The following is a 21,955-nucleotide window of genomic DNA, read 5'->3' on the forward strand; positions in this document are numbered from 1 at the left end:
ATTCAAGAATTGGTTTATTTTTATATGTTATGTATTATTACGTAACACGTAATTTGGTACAAAATAATCTGAGGGAAGGTTAATGGCGCGCACAGGGGTCACCTATCTGGACATTTTTGAAGCAGCAAAGGCGATTAAGGCCCGGGGCGAGGAGCCGACAGTTGATAGAGTGCGCGCTCATCTGGGGACTGGGAGTAAAAGTACAATTGCGCCGCTTCTAAAGCGGTGGAAAAGTGAGAGTTCCAGTAGCACTGATATCAGCGGCCTACCCAAAGATTTGGTGGAGGCGCTGAAAGGGCTTCATCAGCGTATCCAGGGGGATGCGGACCAGAGAGTGGAGCAGGTTCAGCAGGAATTTGAAGCGAAAGAGCTGGAGATAACAGAGAGACTAAACGAAGCTCAAGAGGCCAGTAGCAAACAAACCGCTTTGATTCGCGAGTTGGAGCAGAAGCTTTCAGCTTCTGAAAGTGAGAAGCGCCGCCTCAAAGTTACCCTGGGTGAAGCTCAGTCAGAACTGGAAAAAAGTGAGTTTCAATTGGGGCAGGCCTCGGTTCGAATTGAGGAGCAGAAGGCCTCAATTGAAGAGATGAAGCAGGAGAGTCGCGATGTGCGCGAGCACTTTGAGCACTTCCAGCAACGAACGGCTACAGACCGGCAGCACGAGCGAGATCAGTTTCGATCTTCCAGTGAGCAACTTAAGGGGCAGGTGGCTTCATTGGCGGAGCAGCTCGGGCTGGCGGAACAGAAGCTTTCTGAGCAGGGCCTTCTGTATAAGCAGGGGCAGGCATTAATCACTGAACTCAACCGGGAGAAGCAAGAGTTACGCGAAAATATAGGTTCTGCCCAGACCGAAGCGGAGAACTATAGGCAGCAAGTTGAGGAGCAGGCAGCAAGCGCTGAACTCCAGTCCTCTGAGATTGGTCGACTTCAGGGTGAAGTCACTCGTCTCAAGAGCAATAGTGCCGCGCAGTCAAAGGAGATTCAGCTTCAACAGGTATCTCTGGAAAGGCTGGGGTCGGAACTGAGTTCCGCGAGAGATCGGGTAGACAGTTTGTCAGATGAAAATCGCACCCTTCTACAGGAGAAGGCAATACTACAAGGGCAGTTTGCCCAGCTGGAAAAGTCATTGAGTGAGCAGTAGCTCAAAGCCTGCAGGTTGGGGCCGTCTTCAGTTGATAGCCCCGTAACAATTTGCGTGAAACGCAATCGATGTGACGGCAGTAAAATTGAAATACGTTGACTAGCTGGTACTATTGGAGATAAGTAAAAGCAAATTTAGCTGTAGTTGACCTACCTATCCTTATATAAGCTCTATTCACTAACACCGCATAATAAAGTTCCTTATATAAAGTCCCCCTTGCTTTTATTTGCCGCGGTTCATAAGGCATTTGGGAGGCAAGTGTTGTCCAATCATTTCAGAGAAATCATCGATAAACCCACGTTTTTTGGTTCGCTGGCGCTGTTGTTGGCAGTGACAATTCCACTGGTGCTGTTCCCCGAAGTTGGTGCTGCCTGGGTTTTAGCCGCTAAAGGTTTCGTCACTGACAAGCTGGGGGTTTTCTATCTGGCACTGGGTGTCGGGGCAATTCTCTTTATGGTCTATATCGTGTTTAGTGATATCGGCCAGATCAAGCTGGGAACACCTGAAGAAAACCCTGAGTTCTCCACCATATCCTGGGCGTCAATGCTGTTTTGTGCCGGCATCGGCGCATCGATTCTCTATTGGTCTATGGTCGAGTGGATCTACTATTACCAAACCCCACCTTTCCAGGTTGAAGGAGGCACCCCCGAAGCTGCGCGCTGGGCAGTTGCCTACGGTATTTTTCACTGGGGCCCGCTGGCGTGGTCCATCTACCTGATTCCCGCTTTGCCGATCGCTTACTTCTACTACGTTCGAAACCATAGCGTGCTGAAAATTAGTGAGGCGCTGATGCCCGTTTTGGGGGAGCAGCGCGCCCAGGGCGGACTCGGCAAGCTGATCGACGTGCTGTTTATCTTTGGTATGTTGGGCGGCGGTGCTACGACCTTGGGAATTGCTGCGCCGCTGATCACTCAGGGGGCTCATGAACTCTTGGGCGTGCCCACCGGGCTGGGAACCCAGGTTGTAGTGCTGATGATATGCACGGCAATCTTCGGCTATAGCGCTTTTGTTGGGCTTAAGAAGGGTATCCGCGCACTTTCCAACCTGAATATGTGGCTGTCTATTGTACTGCTTCTGTTTGTTTTCCTGGTTGGCCCCACCTTATTTATGTTGAACACCGGCTTGGATGCCCTGGGTCGTGTCTTGGATAACATCTTCCATATGGCCGCCTGGACTGAGCCATTTGCAGAGTTTGAGCAGTTCCCGGATACCCATTTTCCCCAAGACTGGACCATCTTCTATTGGGCGTGGTGGTTGGTTTTCGCTCCCAGTGTCGGCTTGTTTATTGCGCGTATCTCACGGGGGAGGACCATTAAGACCATGGTGGTTGGCTCCATTTTTTATGGCACCTTAGGCTGTTTCCTGTTTTTTATGGTGCTGGGGAATTACGGCGTCTACTTACAGTTTTCCGGTGAGCTGGATGTGGTGGGGATGCTAAATGAGCAGGGCGCAACCGCTGCAATTTTTGCCACACTCAAGACACTTCCCGGCAGTAAACTGGTGATTCTGGTATATACGGTGCTCGCCCTCATCTTTACTGCAACTACATTCGATTCCATCTCATACATTCTTGCCGCTGTTGTGCAGAAAGAGGTCGATGAAGAGCCAGCTAGATGGAACCGCCTGTTCTGGGCATTTGCGCTTTCACTGATGCCGATAACGCTGCTGTTTTTGGGCGGCCTGGATACGCTGCAAACTGCCAGCGTGATCGGTGGCGTGCCGCTTTTAGTTGTTGCTTTGCTGCTGTGCATATCGATTGTGAAAGCCGCTCACTATGACCTGCGCTACCAGCCGAGCTACGAAGAGAAGGAAATCTATATTGAAGAGTTTCCAGAGGATGATCCCTGGACAGAAGAGGGCAACTGGGAGGTTCCAGCCCAGGCAGAGCACGGCGTATCCCACGATGACAAACCCCATATAGAGGGCGATCCTGGAAGCCATCCATCTCGACTTTAATAGTTGGGCAGCAGGAGGAGGCCGAAGCCTTCACTCCTGCTCTCCATCAAATTCTGATACCACTTTATCGACACAATATTTTCTGAGGAGAGTAGCGTTTTTTATCGAGTTGCTCTCCTCAAAACAGCAATTCAATTGCTGGGTATATCGGTTAAATAGTTGTTTTGCACTCTCCTTTGGCAAAGTTACAAGGCGATTAATGAACTGACGGGAGCCAACCTGGAAGTGCATATAATCAATCGGGACATTCCAGTCTCCACCCCAGACAGCGAAGCCATGCCTGGCAAAGATTGTGGTTACATCTTCAGACATCCCATACGCGTTGGCTTTCCCGGGCGAAACTTTGCCCGGTTTAAATATCCCTCTGTTGCATCCTTGGGAATTACTTTGGCCCGGGTGTGTTTATCAATATACAGGTAGGGGTTTTGTAGGGGGTTAATATCAATAGCGACACCATAAGCGTGCTCAGACCATCTGCTCCCGCCAGTAATAGGCCGGGAATCAAAGGCCAGCGTGTTGTTTCGATCATCTGCTATTCGCTGTTGCAGAGTAAAATATTCGACAGGAATGGCTGACTGTATTGGAAAGCGAGATCGATAGACCTCACCAAATAAAGACAAGACGCTCTCGGCAACGATATCAAGTACAACAACAGCGCCTCTGCGGTATAGAACAGCTTCGATGCCAACATTATCCTGAGCAGGGGTATCCAAGAGAGGCGCATAGTTTAAGACGACTCTTTTCAGCCTTTCACAGCCAATAGGGGAGCTGTTCCGAAGAACCTGCCGGAGCTTCATCAGCTCACAGTCTTCTTGGGAAATGTCGTAAATCCCTACCTTTGCTTCAGGTTCAAAATCATTAACATTGATATTCCTATCTTGGTCCTTGGTGCATGCAAATAGCACCAGGCCCGCAATGGCGGCGATAGCCTTCTTATACATATCGCTTCTCGGTATTCCTTTGGGAAAGCCCCGTTTCAAATAGTATTTGAGTATGCACATCCCGTTCACTCTTGAATTGCATTTGGCCTGTTAAATCAGCACTCAAAAGGATGCTAATCACGTCATGCTAGCGGTTGGTAAATGGCAGTGCAGTGCTCGCCTTAAAGATTGGCGTCTTTAGTTTCAGCAACTTTGTTCCGACTGGTCAAAAAATAGCCAGACTGTAATTGATTTAGCTCCCAACTCCTTCCCGTTTTGTAAGAACATCTTTTCAGAAGGAACCCTTGTTGAATAAGGGAACAAAGGATCTCATAGACAAGCCCACCTTTTGGGGCTCTTTTGCATTGCTACTAGTGGCGACAGTGCCCTTGATCCTCTTTCCCGAGGCGGGTTCTTTATGGTTATTGGCAGCTAAAGATCTGGTAACAGAGAAGTTGGGGGTCTTTTATCTCCTGCTTGGCCTAGGTGCGATGTTATTTGTGCTGTATATCGCCTTCAGTGATATCGGCAGGATAAAGTTGGGAGGGGGGAAAGAGGGCCCCGAATTCTCAACTCTATCCTGGGCTGCCATGTTGTTTTCTTCCGGTATTGGCGCGTCGATTTTATACTGGTCGATGGTTGAATGGATCTATTACTACCAGCAGCCACCGTTTCAGGTTAAAGCGAGCTCAGCGGAAGCCGCACGCTGGGCAGTCTCCTACGGTATCTTTCACTGGGGACCGCTGGCTTGGTCTATCTATCTGATCCCCGCACTGCCAATTGCCTATTACTACTATGTGCGTAAACGCAAGGTTCTAAAGTTAAGCCAAGCGCTCGCGCCAGTATTGGGTGATCGTAGCGTGGGCGGGCCCATTGGTAAGCTTATCGATACTTCCCTGGTATTTGGCATGTTAGGGGGCGCGGCTACACGGCTTGGTATTGCGGCGCCGCTGATTACTTTGGGATTGCATAAGCTATTTGGGGCTCCTACTGGGGTGGGATTTCAGGTTGGGGCACTGATATTTTGTGCGCTATTGTTTGGTTACTGTGCTCTTGTCGGCGTAAAGCGCGGCCTTAGTGTCCTATCAAACTTTACAATTTTTCTCTCACTCGTCTTGCTGCTCTTCGTGTTTATCGCGGGACCAACACTATTTATGCTCAATAGTGGGTTGGATTCCCTGGGTAGAGCGCTGCATAACTTCTTGCAAATGGCCACTTGGACTGAGTCCTTCTCTCATTTTAAACAGTTCCCCAATACTCGCTTCCCCCAGGACTGGACCGTCTTCTATTGGGCTTGGTGGTTGGTTTTTGCTCCGAGTATTGGCTTATTTATTGCGCGTATCTCCGGAGGGCGGACTATCAAGGCGATGATTCTTGGGGCACTATTTTTTGGAACTTTTGGCTGCTTCTTGTTTTTTATGGTGCTAGGCAACTACGGTGTTTACTTGCATTTTTCGGGCGAGCTGGACTTGGTGCAAATACTGAATCAGCAGGGGGCCAATACCGTGATCTTTGCCGTTTTGGATATGTTGCCCGCGAGCCAGTTAGTTGTGTTGCTGTATACGCTGATTGCACTGGTTTTCACGGTCATTACTTTTGACTCCATATCTCATATTCTTGCCGCAGTTGTGCAGAAAGAGATCCATGGTGAGCCGCTTCGGTGGAATCGAATTTTCTGGGCCTTCGCGCTGGCAGTAATGCCTATTGCTTTGTTGCTTATTGGAGGGTTGGAAGCATTGCAGGCGGCAAGCATTATCGCTGGTGTCCCTTTGCTGCTAATTGCCCTCTTGCTTTGTATCTCAATGGTTAAAGTTGCCCGACATGATTTGAGTTTGCACCCAGTAATCCTTGAAAGGGAAATTGTTTTGGAGGGGGTGGTTGAGAAAGGTGCCTGGAGTGGGAATACTGAATCAGGACAAGTTGTGTTGAGATCTGCAGAGAAGACTGGCCAGGACGGAAAAGAAGAAACACCCTAAGAGCAGACCAGTAAGATATGCCGGGGCTATCTAAAGCCCCGGCTGCACTCATAGTTTAAAGGCTAAAAGTGCGGGCAACAGAGAAGACAATTCGCTCGTCAGCAGTGCCCGAGTCGAGATTGGTATTCTCAGCGGCAACATTGAAATCAAAACCTTCCAGGGAAGTCATATACTCCACTCGGTAGTGGTTGTAAGATTTTTTGCCTTCCCAGGTCCATTTGTCTTTATTGACGCTGGTAGAGCGGTCAACACTGAAGCGAACATTATGCCCCTCGGCAAACTCAAAGGTATGCGCCAGCATCATAATGTAATGACCACCGCCCGTGCCAAAGTAATCCCAGCTATACCAGCCATTGACTTCTGATTCGCCTAGAGTAGAGCTGTAGCCAAGCTTGGCATAAGCTTCCGGATAGGCGTAGTCATCAGAGAGATCATCATCGCCGTGATAGGTGTAATAGGCGATGCCGGTATCCAGGCTCACTTTTTCATTGAGCTGCATAAATTTACCGGCATAGAAGTCCCACTCCAGGTTGGTGTCGTCATCGCCACCGAAGTCTACGTTGGAAGCCCAGGTGCCGATATACCAGCCGCTATCAAAACCGTAGTCCAGACTGGCTTGCAGTGCTGGGTCGTTTTGAGTCTGGCTGACACCGTTAAAGGTGTAGTCAGTAGTCAGGTTTACAGTAGAGGACAGCTCCGCTTGGGATTGTTGGGCAAGCACCAGCAGGGAAGCGCAGGTCAGTGCAGAAAGTTTCAAAGTTGATTTCATTGTTCAATTACCACTTATTTATATTTTGTAGCCCCCGCCAAACCAGGCGGGGGATTTCAACAGTTAGCTCGCCAGTTCGATCTTGCTAAAGTCGATCTTGTTTTCTTTAGGCGAGGAGTCGATAGCTGCTACTGCCCTGAAGCGTTTCACCAGGATGTAACCCAGGCAGCAGAAGAAAATGCCAATTACCAGAGCGCCGATCCACTGGATTTGCAGGAAGTTGAGCTTGAACAGCAGGGTGAGCAGGCTCATCGCAACCAGGTTCAGGACGAAGTATTTCCACTTGCCCAGACGCGCAACGGTCATGCCCAGGTTGTCGGTGTAGAGGCGAATCAGGGAATCCAGCGAGTTGATCACGAAGGTAACACCCACAATCACCATAGCTAGGTTGTAGAAGCCACTGGTATCCAGGCCTTGGCTGGAGTAGTAGTAGAGCACGGTGAACCAGAGCGCGATGGGGATGGATGGGAATATCAGCATCGCCGCCAGTACTTGGTAAGTGCGCAGGCCGCCCACAAAGCGGGAGGTAAACTGGCCAATCATAATGCTCCAGGCAAACCACCAGAACAGGTAGAACTCGTGGTAGTCATTCAGCGGCAGCACGAACTGGTGGATATTACCGAAGTAACCGCCGAGCAGCGCAAAGGTGGAAGCGAAGTCGCCAACGCTACCGTTCTCACCGGTAAAGGCGCCTACCCACATTACCGCGATCAGGCCAATAAACATCCAGGTAGTCGCCAAGCTGAGGAAGCGCACATAGCGCAGGCTGGTGGATGAGTAGACCGCAGCGGCGATCACGGCAAATACGATCAGGTAGAAGGTGCCAACAATGGTTTCACCATCGCCAACCTGTGGCAGATACCAGGGCAAGTTGCTAAGCAGCAGGTAGGCGGTAAACGCGCAGGTACCGATAATCACCACGTTGTTGATCAGCTTTACCAGGCCGATCTCAAAGAATTTAACTTTGGGCTCGATAATGCAGAAGTAAAAACAGGTGAGGAAGTAGAAACCCCAGATCAGGAAGGCCCAAAAACCAAACTCAATCGCGAGTGCGTTGGTGAAGCCGTATTCTGGGTTTGCGGTTAGGTCTGCGTAGCCACCGAACTCGGTGAGGGGGAACATGATAAGGCCTACATCGAGGCCGGAGGTGAAAAGGATCGCTATAAAAGTGAAGGTTTTAACCGGGGTCACCCCGACCATCTTCACATTTCCCCATTTAATCAGCGAGAAAATTATTGCCGTGAAGGTAAATAATAATCCCGCAGAAAGCCAAGCTGTCATGCTGAGTCTCCAGCTAGTTATTGGTATGCCGGCGCCCCTCAAGGGCGTTGCTGTGCGAGATTTGAGTATCCCCGTCGCATTTGAAGGGGGCAGTCAAATCTCTGCCAGAGCGCCGACGTAAATTCAGCTCACTGAGCGCGCAGGGCGGCCAGGTCGCTGAGTGCTGGTAGCCTTGGTCGCTACCGGTGCCTCGGAGGGCGCCAATACTGGGCGCCCTAAAATCAGGTCAGCAGCCCGCTCCGCCACCATAATGGTGGGCGCATTCAGGTTGCCGTTGGGAATGGTCGGAAAGATGGAGGAATCTACAACTCTCAAGCCCTGCAATCCGTGTACACGGGTTTCCGGGTCTACCACTGCCATTGCATCAGTGCCCATCTTGCAGGAGCAGGATGGGTGGTAAGCACTCTCGACGGATTCACGTACGAAAGCGTCAATTTGTTCATCAGTCTGGATATCGGTGCCGGGCTGGATTTCATCGCCCCGGTACTCGTCGAAAGCCGGCTGATTGATAATCTCGCGAGTTAGTCGCACACAAGCACGGAAACCCTCAATATCCTCTTTCTCCTGTAAATAATTAAACAGGATGGAAGGGGATTGCTTGGGATCACTGCTCACCACTTTGACTCTGCCGCGACTCTTGGGCTTGTTGTGCCCGATATGCACCTGGAAGCCGTGGCCGTCGAAAGCTTCGCGGCCGTCATAGCGCATGGCTGCTGGCAGGAAGTGATATTGCAGGTCCGGCCACTCCACATTTTCTTTGGAGCGAATAAAACCGCATGACTCGAAATGGTTGGTGGCTCCGAGACCATCCTTCTTCAGTATCCAACGAGCGCCGATCAGGAATTTATTCCACGGATCGAGCTTGCCATTCAGGGAAATCGGTTGGTTGCAGCGGAACTGGAAATAGAACTCCAGGTGGTCCTGCAAGTTTTGGCCGACGCCGGGGAGTTCGTGTTGGAGTTCGATACCGGCTTCTGCCAGTGTGTCGGGATCTCCGATTCCGGAGAGCTGAAGAAGGTGAGGGGAGCCGATGGGACCTGCGCTGAGGATGACTTCCTGCCGCGCCTTGAATTCCAGGATCTTTCCCTTGCGTTCAAGTTTGATTCCGACTGCCCGTTTACCTTCCAGAATCACCTTATGCACAGTGGCGTGGGTCAATACCGTCAAATTGGGGCGCTGCATTGCCGGCTTCAGGTAAGCGTTGGCGGTAGACCAGCGCTTACCATCTTTTACCGTCATATGCATGGGGCCAAAGCCCTCTTGCTGCTCACCATTGTAATCTGCGGTGTAGTCGTAGCCAGCTTCTTTGCCAGCTTCGATAAAGGCTCCATAAAGGGGGTTGGCCATTTCATTGCCGTTATTGACACCCAGTGGACCTTCGTCACCACGATAATCGTCACCGCCGAAAGCCCAGGTCTCAGAGCGTTTAAAGTAGGGCAGGCAGTGGGCGTAATCCCAGCCTTCGGCGCCGTGCTGTGCCCACTCATCAAAGTCTTTAGCGTGCCCGCGCACGTAAACCATCCCGTTAATCGAGGAGGAACCACCGAGTACCTTGCCCCTGGGGCAGTGCATACTGCGGTTATCCAAGTGGGGCTCCGGTTCAGTCGTAAACTGCCAGGCGTACTTCTCAGTATTCATGGGGATGGACAGCGCGGTGGGCATCTGGATAAAGATGCTGCGATCGCTACCTCCTGTCTCTACCAGGAGGACTTTTTTATCTTCCTGGGCAGACAGGCGGTTGGCCAGAACGCAACCGGCAGAGCCGGCGCCGACAATGATGTAGTCAAACTCACTCATACAGGGTACCGCTTAAAATGGACTTTCCAGTGGTGCCAGGCCCACATACACCGCTTTTAGCTGGGTATAGTGGTTCAGGGTCGCAAGTCCATTTTCGCGTCCGATTCCGGATAACTTGTATCCGCCCACCGGCATTTCTGCCGGGGAAGCGCCGTAGGCATTGATCCAGCAGATACCCGCTTGCATCTGGTGGATCACACGGTGGGCGCGAGTGATATCACGGGTAAATACGCCGGCGGCCAAGCCCAATCGGGTATCGTTAGCGCGGCGGATCACTTCGTCTTCATCATCAAAGACCAGTACCGACATTACCGGGCCGAAGATCTCTTCGCGGCAGATGGTCATATCGTCATGACAGTCGGTGAATACAGTGGGAGCAACGAAGTAACCGTTAGGTGAATTTTCTGGTGAAAGGGTGTGACCGCCGCAGAACAGGGTCGCGCCTTCCTCTTTACCCTTGCTGATGTAGTCCATTACCAGTTGCTGATGCTTGGCAGAAATCAGGGCGCCGAAGTTGGTGTCCGGATTCATCGGATCACCGGCAATAATATTTTGCTCAACACGCTCTTTCAGACGAGCGAGGAACTGATCGTGGATGCTACGGTGTACAAATACCCGGGTACCGTTGGTGCAGATTTCGCCCTGGGTGTAGAAGTTGCCCAGCATGGCAGCAGAAACGGCTTGCTCCAGGTCGGCATCATCAAAGATAACCAGCGGAGATTTGCCACCCAACTCCATGGTGACTTCTTTCAGATTGGAAGCCGCTGCGGCCATCACTTTCTTGCCGGTACCCACTTCGCCGGTAAAGGAAACCTTGGCGATATCCGGGTGGTTAGTCAGCCAGGCACCCACGGCGCCATCGCCCTGGATTACGTTGAAAACACCCGGGGGCATGCCCGCTTCAATAAAGATTTCAGCCAACTTCAAAGCACCTTTGGGGGTCTCTTCGGAAGGCTTGAAAATCATGGCGTTACCGCAGGCCAGGGCCGGGGCGGCTTTCCAGCAAGCGATTTGTAAGGGGTAGTTCCAGGCACCGATTCCGGCGCAGATGCCCAGGGGCTCGCGGCGGGTGTAGTAGAAGTCCTCACCAACTTGCTGCTGATTGCCTTCAATGCCTGCAGCCAGGCCGGCAAAGAATTCTATGGAGTCAGCCCCAGTCACCACGTCGACAACACTGGCTTCCTGCCAGGGCTTGCCGGTATCAGCCACTTCGATAGCTGCCAGTTCGTCGTTGCGCTCGCGCAACAGTGCTACTGCTTTCAGCAGGATGCGACTGCGTTCTACCGGCATCATCGCTGACCACTGGGAAAAACCGCGCTTGGCGCTCTCGATGGTTTCTGCCAGTACCTTTTCGTCGGCAACCTCAACCTGGTAGCTGACCTCGTTGGTCGCCGGGTTATATACATCAAAGCACTCGCCGCTCTCATTCGACAGGTAGCGGCCGTCTACAAAATTCCGTTGTTTGTCCAGTGACATCTGTCTCTCCATACTGCTTTAACAGAGGGTCAGTCGGTTATTCGTTGGCGATGGACTTGAAGGGCGCAATGGGCCGATCGTGAAGGTCCAGTCATCATAAAAAAGGGCCGGTCTGACGAAGACATTTGTCCCTAATCGTCAGATTCCAGCCCGGGCTCGATAGTCGTTTATCGAACGATATGACACAAAATGTAACATATTTTTAATTTGAACTCTAATTGTTAGCACTCAATGCAACAAAGCTGGCAGATTCGTAGGAGGATTTATTTTTCAGCGACTACAGAGTTAATCCATATTTTCAAGGGTTAAAAGTGGGCTGGGTTGGGCCAAAAATCTCATTTGAACTCTATAAAAAGCACTGTATGAATTTTGCTCAATCTGGCTATCTCTGGGTCAAGTCAGGTGCCCGAAAGGCGGGGGCTTCGGGCGGCAGGAGATAGAATTTGTCGCTTTTTGGGGAGGAGGCTCTAGCTGGTGAAGGTCTGGTAGGTGGGGAGGCTCTACCTCCCCAGAATTACTTTGAGTGAATTTAACTGTTTGCCTCGCGTAAAGTGGAGGTTTGGCGGTTTAGGCTGGCCAGATAGAGCACTGCTAACCCAGCTGCAATACCCGGCAATCCCTCATAGATCACGCCGTGATACCCCAGTAGCCGCCAGGTAATCGCAGCTGTAAAGCCGATAATCACTGCTGCGATAGCGGTTGCCTGGGATGGCTTACCCCCAAAACACAATACCAGGAGTAGGGGCCCAAATGCGCTGGCAAGTCCCGACCAAGCGAAAATAACCAGGCTGAACACACTTTGGCTATTGGCGAGCGCCAGTAGCAATGCGCCGCCGGTTATGGCAACTGTGACAAGCTTGAGGAACCAGGTTTTTTCAATCTTGTGTGGAAGAATATCGTGGGTAATGGCTGCGGAGCAGCTGAGAAGCAGGGAGTCTGCGGTGGACATGGTTGCGGCAAAGATACCAGCCAGGATCAGCCCAACAAAAACAGGGGGCAACAAATCCATAGCCATGGTGGGAAGAGCAAGCTCCGCATCAAAGCTCCCTGTGTCAGCAATAAACACTCTGGAGAGCAGGCCGACCCCGGTGGCCATACAATAGAAAAGGATAAACCACAGATAGTACCAGGCCCTTGCCCAGTTCATCTTGCTGGAATCCTTCAGGGTCATAAATCGAACCATAACGTGGGGTTGTCCAATCACAGACAATCCGGCAAACCCCCAACTGAGCACAAAGAGTATCACCCCGCCCCAGCCCGCAAAGGCGAGCCCCTCGGGAAACCAATGGGTAAAACCTTCAATAGCCTGCATTTTTATCGCCGCACTGGTGATGCCACCCAAGTTGGCAAGGGCGACGGCTAGAAGTGCTGCCATAGCCCCCATCATAACGATGGATTGGGCCGCATCAGTCCAAATGGACGCGCGGATGCCGCCAGCTAAACAGTAGAGGCATACAAGCACAGCCCCAACTACAGCACCGGACCAGAGAGGCCAATCCAGCAGTACGTGCAGGGCTTTGCTTCCGGCAACCATTTGGGCGGAGGCATAAGTTAGTAAAAACAACAGGGAAATGATGCCGATCAGGCGCTGCAGGGCTGAGTACTTCTGTCCGTGCCAGTTACTGAGAACACCTGCGTAGCTGACTTCACCACTTGAACTGGTAGCGGTCCTTAATCGTTTGTGTACATAGAGGGAAGCCAGAAAATCACCGGCAATCCACCCCACCATCAGCCAGATGGAGGCCAACCCAGTGGTGTAGGTATAGCCGATAACCCCGATAAACATATAACCGCTATTGTTCGTTGCCACGGCAGACAACCCCACCAGCCAGGGGGAGACACCACTGCTGGCAAGGTAATAGTCGGCTTTGGTTTGACGGCTGAACATCGCAGAAGAGAGACCGACCAGAGTGAACAAAAGTAAAAAACCAAGAAATGAATAGATCATCGGCAATCCTATTATTTTTATCCCGTATTATTTTATGGGTTGGTCTTCAGAGGTTATCCGAATACTTCTAGCTTCCCTTGCCACCACTCTGCGGCGAAGGAGTATTGGCAATAACCTGGTCGAGCTCCTCAAATACTTCACTTTCCGCTAAAGGCTGTAAGGCGCTGTCAACCAGGATCTCATCGCGGTAACTTTCCCGCCTTTTGATAGCTTCAGCCAGAAAACGCAGCGCCTCATCAAATTGGCCCATGGCAGTATGGGCGCAAGCCAGTTGGTAAAAGGCATGGCTGTTGTCCGGGTCAATTCCCAGGGCCTGGTGGCAAAGATTGGCGGCCCACTGGGGCTCGTTAAGCTCCAGCACCGCATCAGCTTTATAGGTAAGGGCTTCTACATCCTCGTGACGGAGGCGCAGAATCTCGTCGTAAATGGCAATTTTATTTGCCACTGAGGATTCTTGTTGGGCGCGCAGCCACAGGGACTGTACTTCCTGAGTTAGCTCGATTTCCTCGCGGTTTTCTTCAATATGCTGTGTTTTCTGTTGAAGCTGCTTCTCTATAACTTCCAAGCGCTTTTCGTATTCCTGGACCAGCTTTGAGATTTCCTCATCGGCCAGGGAGTGCACCCGCTCTTTAATATCCTGGAATGACCGCCAACCAACTAAAACCAAAATTGAAGTGGCGGCGGCTATCAAGTAGAAAAAGTAGGTAACCGTATCGGTTGCGTAGGCTACGGCTCGATCGACAGAGTTGTGTTCACGATCGACAATTTGCTGAATCAATTCCTGCTTGGCATTAGCCTGATCGATTCGCAGCTGCTTAATTTCGTCGAGCATATAGCGCTCGATGAAGGGTGTGTACAAGGGCTTCTCAAGGGTGTCGACCTCGCTTTGCGCACTGTCTTTTTTCTTTTCTTCCGCTTCCTGGGAAATAGAGGTGGCGGAAGTTAATAAAAAGAGCAGGGCACAAAGGCTCAGGATGCGAGGCATATCGCCGTCCCGTGATTGTAAATCTCTACCAGTGCCTCGTGTAGAGTCCGAACGGCTGCATCATAGTCTGGCTCGTTAACGATGAACTGCATATCTACATGACGCAGGGACTGGTGCATGGCGAGCACGCGGATATTGCTTTTGGACATCGACTGCACTGCTTTGGCCAGCACGCCGGGGATTTGCATATCGCTACCGATGGCTGAAACTATGGCGACTTTGCGCTGGTTCAGTTCGGCTTCGGGAAAATGTTCTTCCAATGCAGCCTGAATCCGCTTGATTGTTTTCAGATTGGTGGAGAGGAAATGGGTAAGGGTATTGGCATTAGTGTCTTTGGAAATAATGTGGGCTTTGAAGCGCTTGATCACCAGTAGCACTTCGCGATCGTAATCGTGGATGCTGCCCGCCATATCCTGGTCAAACAACTCCAGGGCGTAAACCCCTTTACAGCCGGCAATAATTTCTACTCGTGGAGAGTCGCTGATGTAGTCACCAGTAATCAGGGTGCCGGCGTGCTCGGGCTCGAAGGTGTTTTTCACCCTGAGAGGGATATTTTGTTGGCGCAGCCCCTTGGCGGCTTTGGGGTGAATCGCTTCCATTCCCAGGTTGGCCAACTGGTCGGCCACATCGTAGTTGGTGCGGCCAATGGGTACTGCATTTCCCTCTCCCACCAGGCGAGGGTCTGCACTGCTCAGGTGGAACTCTTTGTGAATCACCGCCTCCTTTGCCCCGGTGAGTACGGCGAGACGACTGAAAGTCATCTCGCTATAGCCCCGATCAAACGAGATCAGCAGGCCCTTATCGCTATGGGCATAGCCGGTAACAATAGGCAGCTGCCTGCTTAAGTCGATAGTGGCAAAGGCATCCCGGATACGCTCATCCAGGGGAATGTGCTTGTTGGTGCGCCAGCCAGTCAGATCGACAAAGCAGGCATTTACACCATCCCGCTGCAACAGTTTCGAAGTGTTCCATGCACTGTGGGCCTCACCGAGGCTGGCTAACATCTCCCTTACCGTGCCCAAGTGAGCGTCGAGGGAGAAGTGGCCGTGCTGACACAGGCTTTGCAGGTCTCTCAGACATTTTTTGGCGCTCTCCAGCCTTTCATCCAAAAACAGGTTCGCTTCCGCGAGAAGATCACCATACCCAAAAAGGCGCTCATTGATTTGCCGCAGTACTGCTCGAAGCTCATCAAACTTAACCAGCCAGCTATCATCCTCAATGCTGCTGGAGAAGAGGGCATAGATACCTGGTTGACCGCTTTTCTTGTGCTCTAGAAGCAGGTCAGTGATACCGCCGTAGGCAGAGACTACAAAAACACGATTGTAGATCCCCTTGGAGTCACCTTTGATAATATTATCCCGGACCGCTTCGTAGTCCGTCATAGAGGTGCCGCCAATCTTTTCTATCGTATGCATCGTCTCTTAATGGTCCTTCTTTCTTTTAAAAACTGGGTGAGTGGTTTGAATTGAGATTTGCTTCAGATAATAGAAATTGATTTCCTCGCACAGATGTATTCCGGCCTGGGAGGCAAGTCGCAAAACGGAGCCTCCACCTTGTTGCTCAAGGCATTAAAAACAAAAAACAAATTAGATCTCGGGTCGGGGCTGATATTGCTGCTGGAGCCGTGCATTAAATTGCAGTCAAACACAACGACGCTGCCGGGCTTGCCTGTAACGGCAGATATGCCGCCATTGGATACCAGAGCCCTCAATTGGCTATCTGAGGGAATACCAAGCTCTTGCTTTTTCAGTGAGCTGAGGTAGTTCTTTTTTGGTGTTTCCCCATCGCAAGCAATGTAATGGCGGTGGGACTTGGGAATCAGCATCAACGGGCCATTAAAATGATGATTCTCTGTTAAGGTAATGGAGATGCTGAGTGCCCGCATACGGGGCATGCCGTCCTCGACATGCCATGTCTCAAAATCGGAGTGCCAATAAAAATCTTTCCCGCGAAAACCAGGTTTGTAGTTTGCGCGAGACTGATGGATATAAACCTCATCACCCAAAATACATTTCGCAATACTTGATAGCCGCTGATCCCTGGAAAGCCGGTTAAAAATTTGGCTGCTTTTGTGGATACGAAAGACTGAGCGCACTTCGTTACTTTCAGGCTCGGTGATAATTTCTTCCGACTTGTCAGTGTGGCCGCGTTGTTTAATCTCCGCCAACTCTTGCGTAAAAAAGTTAATCTCCGCCTGGGAAAACAAATTCTCCAGTACAACAAAGCCCTGTTCTGCGTAGCGCTTGAGTTTCGATGGTGTCAGTGGGGAGAGGGGCTGGCAGTCCCCATACACAATTGGATCTTTGCGCACCATGGCACCACCCAGAAGGCCCGGTTTTCGGGAGGGGTAGCAATCTTCCCTGGTAACACTTGAGCTATCTGGAAGGTACTTCATGGATACTGCCCTATGACTGACTAGTTATTCATCAATCTTGTCAGCTTCCAGTTCGTAGGCTCCCTCAGCATTGTGTACTTCCTTGCCATTCAAAGGGGGGTTAAATACACAGGCCATAGTCATTTCTTCGAAGGCTCTTAAAATGTGCCGGTCATGCTTATCGAGAATATAGATAGTTCCAGGTTCGATAAGGTGCTTCTTGCCATTCTCAAGAGTTTCTACCTCACCTCTGCCGGAAATGCAGTAAACCGCTTCCAAATGGTTTTGATAGTGCATTTGGAAGTCAGCATCGGCATAAATAGTGGTGATATGGAAAGAAAAGCCCATTTCATCATCTTTAAGCAGGAGTCGGGTGCTCTCCCAGTTGCTATCCGGTGAAACAACCCGGCGGCCGGATTTTTTAGCTTCCTGTAAACTTCTGACAATCATTGGTATTTCGCTGTTTCGTGTGTATTCGAGTCTGGCTGGTCAGCAATATTCTTAGTTTGCAGCCTGCACAGTTGGGTCTTTTACGTGAACCTTTTCAGAGGCCCTTAAAGTCTAGCAGGCTTCAAAAAAGACTCTTTCCTCAGGCATATCCCGCTCTCCGGCACAGACTTCCCGGATAGCGGATTCAATAATGTCGATCCCTTTTTTAAGGTGTTGATCGGTGATTATCAGTGGGCAAAGGAGCTTAACGATCTGGTCATCGGCTCCGCTGGTTTCAATAATCAGCCCCTGCTTGAATGCGAGTTTGGTGATCTTTCCTGCAAGTTCGCCGCTGATGCAGTCGATACCCTGAAACATACCCCGGCCTTTGGTGGTGAAGTTGCCCTCACCATATCGGCTGACAATTTCATTCAAACGCTCGGAAATGTATTTGCCCTTGCGTTTAATCTCCCGTGAGAAGTTTTCGTCAGACCAGTAATGATCGATAGCGGCTTTCGCAGTTACAAAAGCCAGATTGTTGCCACGGAAAGTGCCGTTGTGCTCACCGGGCTTCCACTGATCCAGCTCTGGTTTCATTAGCACCAGCGCAAATGGCAGCCCATAGCCACTAAGGGATTTGGATAGCGTAATGATATCGGGTTCGATACCGGCCTCTTCAAAGCTGAAAAAGTTGCCCGTGCGGCCGCAGCCAGCCTGGATATCATCGACAATAAAAAGTAAGCCGTGTTTTTTGCAGACGGATTGAAGGTTTCTTAGCCACTCGATACTGGCCGCATTGATACCACCTTCCCCTTGAACTGTCTCAACAATCACTGCTGCGGGAGAATTAATACCGCTGCTGGAATCTGAGAGGACTTTATCGAGGTATTCTGTGGTATCGATATTTTTGCCCAGGTAGTCGTCAAAGGGCATGCGGTGCGTACCATTGAGGCTGACACCGGCAGCATCCCTGTGATGCGAGTTGCCGGTGGCGGCCAGCGAGCCAAGGCTTACGCCATGGAAACCGTTGGTAAAGGTGACGATGTTCTGCTGCCCGGTTACATTGCGGGCAATTTTCATCGCCGCCTCTACCGCATTCGTCCCAGTCGGACCGGTAAACTGCACCACGTACTCCATATTCCGCGGCTTGAGAATTTTCTCATTCAGTGCCTGTAGAAATTCACCCTTGGCCCTGGTGTGCATATCGAGGCCGTGAGTAATTCCATCGGCCTCAATGTAATCTTGCAGTGCTTGCTTGAACAGCGGGTTGTTGTGCCCGTAGTTGAGTGTGCCGGCACCCGCCAAGAAATCCAGATACTGATTTCCCTCCTCATCCCACATCAGCTCGCCTTTTGCGCGATTGAAAACTCGCGGAAAGGAGCGGGCATAGCTTTGCACTTCTGATTCAATCTCATCAAAGATCTTCATGATTTTCTCTTTTATGGTGTTTCTTCGAGGGCGAAAGGCCCGATACGGACAAGGGTTTCGGAGTCGTGCAGCCCGTCAAAGTGGGCTTGAGAGTCCATCCAGGGTGAGGAGTGAAGATCGACCGATAATTTATCGGCGACACTGTGGAAGAGCGCCCAAGACGGCAGGTTGTGTTCTGTAATCGTGGTCTCAATAAATCTGACCGAACCACAGTGAGGACGCTCGAGGATGTGACTTATCATCCGGGAGGCCAGTCCAAGCCCCCGGGCCTTCTCGTCTACGGCCACCTGCCAGACAAAGAGGGTATCTGTACGGTCGGGGATGATATACCCGGAAATAAAGCCCAGCAGCTCTCCATCAACCTCTGCGGCGACTGAGGTGTTGGCGAAATGGCTGCAGTGGAGGAGGTTGCAGTAGCTGGAGTTTGTATCCAGGGGGGGGCAACGTTTGATCAATCGGTAAGTGGCCATCCCATCTTCAATCAATGGGCTGCGCAACAAAATATTTTCTGAGCTAGACAAAAAACCTTCCCAACCGACTAAATATTTTTTCACCTCTAAATATTTACTTGCACAAGTGTTGAGCAAATGGCGTAAATATAGCTTCTTAGAGGCATTTTTATGCCGGATTACTAGTAAAAATGCTTTGAACGCTAAATATCGTACACAAATTAAATTCAAAGTCCAGGATACTTGAGGCGAATCAAGTCACAATATTTGGCCTAGAAATGCCTGGATATGTGGGATATACAGCCTATAGGCAGGTAAAAATAATATTTTGAGGTCGATAAAATTTTCTATTGGACATGCCGGCTGAGAGATCGCCTGGCCATAAAATGGACAGTTTTGTGATGGAGCCTGAGGCTCTTGTGGGGGTGATGTTTCGCAGTCGAGTTATAAGCGCTTAGTGATTGAGGGGTACGGCGATATAATTCCGGCAATCACCCTGACTCCATGATTGAGAGGTAACTTTGAACAGTATCGAACAAGTGCTAGTGGCCCTGCGGCGGGTAATAAGAGCCACGGACCTGCACTCCAAGCACCTGGCTAAAACCACCGGCTTAACCGCCCCGCAGGTGTTGTTGCTACAAGCTATTCGCAATAAGGGTGAAGTGACGATCGGCGAACTGGCCAACGAGGTCAGCCTGAGCCAGGCAACCGTGACCAATATTCTTGACCGCCTGGAGAAGAGGGGCTTGGTGTATCGCCAGCGCTCCCAGGCTGATAAGCGCAAAGTGCATGCTTACCTTACTGAGGAGGCCGCGGAGACTTTGCGCGATGCCCCCATCCCGCTTCAGGACCAGTTTGCTCGTCAGTTTGGCGATCTAAAAGACTGGGAGCAAAGCATGATAATTGCTTCACTACAGCGCGTTGCCCAAATGATGGATGCTCAACATATCGATGCTTCCCCAGTGCTGGATATCGGTGTTCTGGATCGCCAGGGTGCCTCAATGGATAAGCCCGCAACGGCACTGGGCTACAGTGACATCCCCGACTCCTCCGACAGAGATAAAAGTACTTAAGTAGCGACACCGGAGAAGAGGGGCTGTGCACGCATTTAGTGGCCATTACGCCCCTCTACAGCTGTAGAAGTTTGTCTAAGCTTGCAGCAGCAAGCTCCCTGTAGCGATCGAGGCATTCTGTGTCGACCGGTTGAGCTTTCAGGCTACAAGTTGTATCGATGGACATCCTGGTAATTGGTGCCGGTCCGACCGGATTGACTGCTGCAGTCGCCCTCACTTCCTTGGGGCTGAAGTGCCGTATTGTTGAGCGCAAAGACAGCCCCTCTGAACTCTCCCGCGCTGTTGGCATTATGCCAGCCACCATTGATGCCCTTCGAGAGCTGGGCGCCGCAGAACCCTTTCTTGCAGAGGCAATGCCCCTGAGGAAAATGCATATATTGCGCGATGAGAGAACCCTGGTTTATATCGACAACAGCGGAAATGAGTTTCGCGATAGGGTGCCTCTCGGGTTGCCGCAAAACCGGACTGAGGGAATCCTCAGGGACACTCTTGCCGAGAGGGGCGTCGAAGTTGAGTACGGGGTCTCAGTCACTAACATCACAACCACCCCAGACAAGGCGGCCGTCAATTTCTCAGACAATACCAGCGCCTCTTTTGACTGGGTGATTGCCGCAGACGGTATACAGTCCGCCGTGCGACAACAGCTGAAAATACAGTACCCGGGTATTGATCTGCCCAATAAGTGGTCAATTGCGGATGTGGATTTGAGAGGAAACTTCGATCCGGAAGAGATTGCCCTGGACCTGTACGGCGGGGAAGGTGAGTTCACCTTGGTGCTCCCTATCGAACGGCGCCGCGCCCGCATCGCATCATCAACCGAAGATGCCCTGGCAACCCTCAGGTTGCCGATAGAAATCGCCAACATCCGAAGGACAGCGGCCTTTAAAATCTCCATCCGACAGGCAGAAACTTACCGAAAGCACCGGGTGTTATTGGCTGGTGACGCAGCCCATTGCCACTCTCCAGTGGGAGGGAAGGGGATGAATCTGGGTATGGCCGACGCCATAGCCGCAGCATCTGCTATCGCTAACGGTGCGGTCGATAGCTACTCCACCTCCCGGCATGAGGCCGGAGAGTCTGTGGTTAAGAAGACAGAGCTGGCGAGAAAGCTGATCTCCTCGAGCAATCCTCTGGCAAAATCGGCATTGTGGCTATCGGCCCACTGTATCGCCTCAGTGCCTCCGGTTCATCGCGCCTTTATGCGGCAGTGGACGGCGGTCTGAGTACCAATGTCGGGAGTAGGTTTAGGCAAAAGTGGACATAGGTGACAGGCTAGTGCTACTATTCGTCCGCCGGTTTAAAAGCCATTTTTTATTGCAGTTTACCTCGTAGTTTTAGTCATAATCCTTCGTTCGGTCTCGTTTAAAATAATACTTTTTGCCCGCACAACTCCATTCAATTGGAGCGCAATTGTTCAATCAAGGATATCTATTATGTCTAATACAGTTACTGGTACCGTTAAGTGGTTTGACGAAGGGAAAGGTTTTGGCTTCATCGCCCAGGAATCCGGTCCCGACGTTTTTGCTCACTTCAGCGCAATTTCCGGTGGCGGTTTTAAAACCTTGGCCGAAGGCCAGAAGGTAGAGTTTACCGTGACTCAGGGCGCTAAAGGCCCACAAGCAGAAAACATTGTCTGTCTGTAAACTTTAGGCTTCGCCCCCAATAAGGGGCGAGACCGTCCACTTCCCCAGCCAGGCAAGTGCTGGGGAGGTATCCCCCTTGGTACAACCTCTCTTTCTTTGTAGTGACAGCCGAGCTTTTTAGGTCTATCACGCATTTTCGAATCCCTCCCAGCTTTCTTAACTCGACGACAGATCTACCTGGATCAACTCAATCCAAATGAAGGGTGTAGTACCAATAAGGGTCGCCAGAGGGCAACTTTTTGCAAGAGCCTCTGAAGATTTGATAGGGTCATTTCTTGTCAAGCGCGATGGCCCCGACATTTTTAGATAT

19 protein-coding genes are annotated in these 21,955 nt (G+C 51.0%); 6 read left to right on the forward strand and 13 right to left on the reverse strand.

Going from position 1 to position 21,955, the window contains the following annotated elements:
• The first annotated feature begins 82 nt into the window (after positions 1 to 82).
• Together ACJJIZ_RS13515 and ACJJIZ_RS13520 are read left to right on the forward strand one after the other, a co-directional pair.
• A complete protein-coding gene (locus ACJJIZ_RS13515; protein WP_444913744.1) occupies positions 83 to 1,141 on the forward strand; it encodes a DNA-binding protein in 1,059 nt (352 codons plus the stop codon).
• Between the two features lie 258 nt (positions 1,142 to 1,399).
• Entirely contained in the window at positions 1,400 to 3,097 is a 1,698-nt protein-coding gene (locus ACJJIZ_RS13520) for a BCCT family transporter (RefSeq protein ID WP_444913745.1), read from the forward strand.
• A 30-nt stretch (positions 3,098 to 3,127) separates the two neighbouring features.
• Here ACJJIZ_RS13520 and ACJJIZ_RS13525 read toward each other — a convergent pair whose 3' ends face one another.
• Positions 3,128 to 3,409 carry a M15 family metallopeptidase gene (locus ACJJIZ_RS13525; protein ID WP_444913746.1) on the reverse strand — a complete coding sequence of 94 codons (282 nt, stop codon included), beginning with the start codon at positions 3,407 to 3,409 and terminating at the stop codon, positions 3,128 to 3,130.
• Positions 3,394 to 4,038, reverse strand: coding sequence for a M15 family metallopeptidase (locus tag ACJJIZ_RS13530; RefSeq protein ID WP_444913747.1), 645 nt, complete (start codon positions 4,036 to 4,038; stop codon positions 3,394 to 3,396). The genes ACJJIZ_RS13525 and ACJJIZ_RS13530 overlap by 16 nt, the downstream gene beginning before the upstream one ends.
• A 287-nt stretch (positions 4,039 to 4,325) precedes the next feature.
• On the opposite strand from ACJJIZ_RS13530, the gene ACJJIZ_RS13535 reads away from it, so the two are divergent.
• Positions 4,326 to 5,993 carry a BCCT family transporter gene (locus tag ACJJIZ_RS13535; RefSeq protein ID WP_444913748.1) on the forward strand — a complete coding sequence of 556 codons (1,668 nt, stop codon included), beginning with the start codon at positions 4,326 to 4,328 and terminating at the stop codon, positions 5,991 to 5,993.
• A gap of 55 nt (positions 5,994 to 6,048) precedes the next feature.
• On the opposite strand, the gene ACJJIZ_RS13540 is transcribed toward ACJJIZ_RS13535, so the two are convergent.
• The 11 genes from ACJJIZ_RS13540 to ectA form a co-directional block, all read right to left on the reverse strand.
• Positions 6,049 to 6,762 carry a TorF family putative porin gene (locus ACJJIZ_RS13540; protein WP_444913749.1) on the reverse strand — a complete coding sequence of 238 codons (714 nt, stop codon included), beginning with the start codon at positions 6,760 to 6,762 and terminating at the stop codon, positions 6,049 to 6,051.
• A gap of 63 nt (positions 6,763 to 6,825) precedes the next feature.
• Complete coding sequence (locus ACJJIZ_RS13545; RefSeq protein ID WP_444897274.1) at positions 6,826 to 8,043, reverse strand: BCCT family transporter; 1,218 nt, start codon at positions 8,041 to 8,043, stop codon at positions 6,826 to 6,828.
• A gap of 123 nt (positions 8,044 to 8,166) precedes the next feature.
• The gene (gene betA, locus ACJJIZ_RS13550) at positions 8,167 to 9,840 is read right to left on the reverse strand and encodes a choline dehydrogenase (protein WP_444913750.1); all 1,674 of its coding nucleotides are present in this window, start codon (positions 9,838 to 9,840) and stop codon (positions 8,167 to 8,169) included.
• A gap of 12 nt (positions 9,841 to 9,852) precedes the next feature.
• Positions 9,853 to 11,316: a betaine-aldehyde dehydrogenase gene (betB, locus tag ACJJIZ_RS13555; RefSeq protein ID WP_444913751.1), complete on the reverse strand. Its 1,464-nt coding sequence runs from the start codon at positions 11,314 to 11,316 to the stop codon at positions 9,853 to 9,855.
• A gap of 529 nt (positions 11,317 to 11,845) precedes the next feature.
• On the reverse strand, positions 11,846 to 13,264 hold the full coding sequence (locus ACJJIZ_RS13560; protein ID WP_413665771.1) for a sodium/proline symporter: 1,419 nt from the start codon (positions 13,262 to 13,264) through the stop codon (positions 11,846 to 11,848).
• Between the two features lie 67 nt (positions 13,265 to 13,331).
• On the reverse strand, positions 13,332 to 14,249 hold the full coding sequence (locus ACJJIZ_RS13565) for a TPR end-of-group domain-containing protein (RefSeq protein ID WP_444913752.1): 918 nt from the start codon (positions 14,247 to 14,249) through the stop codon (positions 13,332 to 13,334).
• Positions 14,234 to 15,664: an aspartate kinase gene (locus ACJJIZ_RS13570; protein WP_444913753.1), complete on the reverse strand. Its 1,431-nt coding sequence runs from the start codon at positions 15,662 to 15,664 to the stop codon at positions 14,234 to 14,236. The genes ACJJIZ_RS13565 and ACJJIZ_RS13570 overlap by 16 nt, the downstream gene beginning before the upstream one ends.
• A gap of 62 nt (positions 15,665 to 15,726) precedes the next feature.
• Entirely contained in the window at positions 15,727 to 16,644 is a 918-nt protein-coding gene (gene thpD, locus ACJJIZ_RS13575) for an ectoine hydroxylase (protein WP_444913754.1), read from the reverse strand.
• Positions 16,645 to 16,668: 24 nt separating this feature from the next.
• Positions 16,669 to 17,073 (reverse strand): ectoine synthase, encoded by a 405-nt coding sequence (locus ACJJIZ_RS13580; protein ID WP_444897281.1) that lies wholly within the window; start codon positions 17,071 to 17,073, stop codon positions 16,669 to 16,671.
• A 111-nt stretch (positions 17,074 to 17,184) separates the two neighbouring features.
• Complete coding sequence (ectB, locus tag ACJJIZ_RS13585) at positions 17,185 to 18,480, reverse strand: diaminobutyrate--2-oxoglutarate transaminase (RefSeq protein ID WP_444913755.1); 1,296 nt, start codon at positions 18,478 to 18,480, stop codon at positions 17,185 to 17,187.
• 11 nt (positions 18,481 to 18,491) lie between these two features.
• Entirely contained in the window at positions 18,492 to 19,001 is a 510-nt protein-coding gene (gene ectA, locus ACJJIZ_RS13590; protein ID WP_444893869.1) for a diaminobutyrate acetyltransferase, read from the reverse strand.
• Between the two features lie 449 nt (positions 19,002 to 19,450).
• Between ectA and ACJJIZ_RS13595 the strand changes: the two genes are divergently transcribed.
• From ACJJIZ_RS13595 to ACJJIZ_RS13605, 3 genes are all read left to right on the forward strand, one after another.
• Positions 19,451 to 20,002 (forward strand): MarR family winged helix-turn-helix transcriptional regulator, encoded by a 552-nt coding sequence (locus ACJJIZ_RS13595; RefSeq protein ID WP_282932789.1) that lies wholly within the window; start codon positions 19,451 to 19,453, stop codon positions 20,000 to 20,002.
• 158 nt (positions 20,003 to 20,160) lie between these two features.
• Positions 20,161 to 21,225: an FAD-dependent oxidoreductase gene (locus ACJJIZ_RS13600; RefSeq protein WP_444913756.1), complete on the forward strand. Its 1,065-nt coding sequence runs from the start codon at positions 20,161 to 20,163 to the stop codon at positions 21,223 to 21,225.
• 210 nt (positions 21,226 to 21,435) lie between these two features.
• Complete coding sequence (locus ACJJIZ_RS13605) at positions 21,436 to 21,645, forward strand: cold-shock protein (protein WP_108733254.1); 210 nt, start codon at positions 21,436 to 21,438, stop codon at positions 21,643 to 21,645.
• The last annotated feature ends 310 nt before the right edge of the window (positions 21,646 to 21,955 follow it).

It is taken from the genome of Microbulbifer maximicatervae (SeqCode) (assembly GCF_052467225.1).

Excerpts from the sequence above, each read along its gene's own strand:
- ACJJIZ_RS13515 (WP_444913744.1), top strand. The coding sequence starts at position 83 with ATGGCGCGCACAGGGGTCACCTATCTGGACATTTTTGAAGCAGCAAAG.
- ACJJIZ_RS13525 (WP_444913746.1), bottom strand. The coding sequence starts at position 3,409 with ATGTCTGAAGATGTAACCACAATCTTTGCCAGGCATGGCTTCGCTGTC.
- ACJJIZ_RS13530 (WP_444913747.1), bottom strand. The coding sequence starts at position 4,038 with ATGTATAAGAAGGCTATCGCCGCCATTGCGGGCCTGGTGCTATTTGCA.
- ACJJIZ_RS13540 (WP_444913749.1), bottom strand. The coding sequence starts at position 6,762 with ATGAAATCAACTTTGAAACTTTCTGCACTGACCTGCGCTTCCCTGCTG.
- ACJJIZ_RS13545 (WP_444897274.1), bottom strand. The coding sequence starts at position 8,043 with ATGACAGCTTGGCTTTCTGCGGGATTATTATTTACCTTCACGGCAATA.
- betA (WP_444913750.1), bottom strand. The coding sequence starts at position 9,840 with ATGAGTGAGTTTGACTACATCATTGTCGGCGCCGGCTCTGCCGGTTGC.
- betB (WP_444913751.1), bottom strand. The coding sequence starts at position 11,316 with ATGTCACTGGACAAACAACGGAATTTTGTAGACGGCCGCTACCTGTCG.
- ACJJIZ_RS13560 (WP_413665771.1), bottom strand. The coding sequence starts at position 13,264 with ATGATCTATTCATTTCTTGGTTTTTTACTTTTGTTCACTCTGGTCGGT.
- ACJJIZ_RS13565 (WP_444913752.1), bottom strand. The coding sequence starts at position 14,249 with ATGCCTCGCATCCTGAGCCTTTGTGCCCTGCTCTTTTTATTAACTTCC.
- ACJJIZ_RS13570 (WP_444913753.1), bottom strand. The coding sequence starts at position 15,664 with ATGCATACGATAGAAAAGATTGGCGGCACCTCTATGACGGACTACGAA.
- thpD (WP_444913754.1), bottom strand. The coding sequence starts at position 16,644 with ATGAAGTACCTTCCAGATAGCTCAAGTGTTACCAGGGAAGATTGCTAC.
- ACJJIZ_RS13580 (WP_444897281.1), bottom strand. The coding sequence starts at position 17,073 with ATGATTGTCAGAAGTTTACAGGAAGCTAAAAAATCCGGCCGCCGGGTT.
- ectB (WP_444913755.1), bottom strand. The coding sequence starts at position 18,480 with ATGAAGATCTTTGATGAGATTGAATCAGAAGTGCAAAGCTATGCCCGC.
- ACJJIZ_RS13600 (WP_444913756.1), top strand. The coding sequence starts at position 20,161 with ATGGACATCCTGGTAATTGGTGCCGGTCCGACCGGATTGACTGCTGCA.
- ACJJIZ_RS13605 (WP_108733254.1), top strand. The coding sequence starts at position 21,436 with ATGTCTAATACAGTTACTGGTACCGTTAAGTGGTTTGACGAAGGGAAA.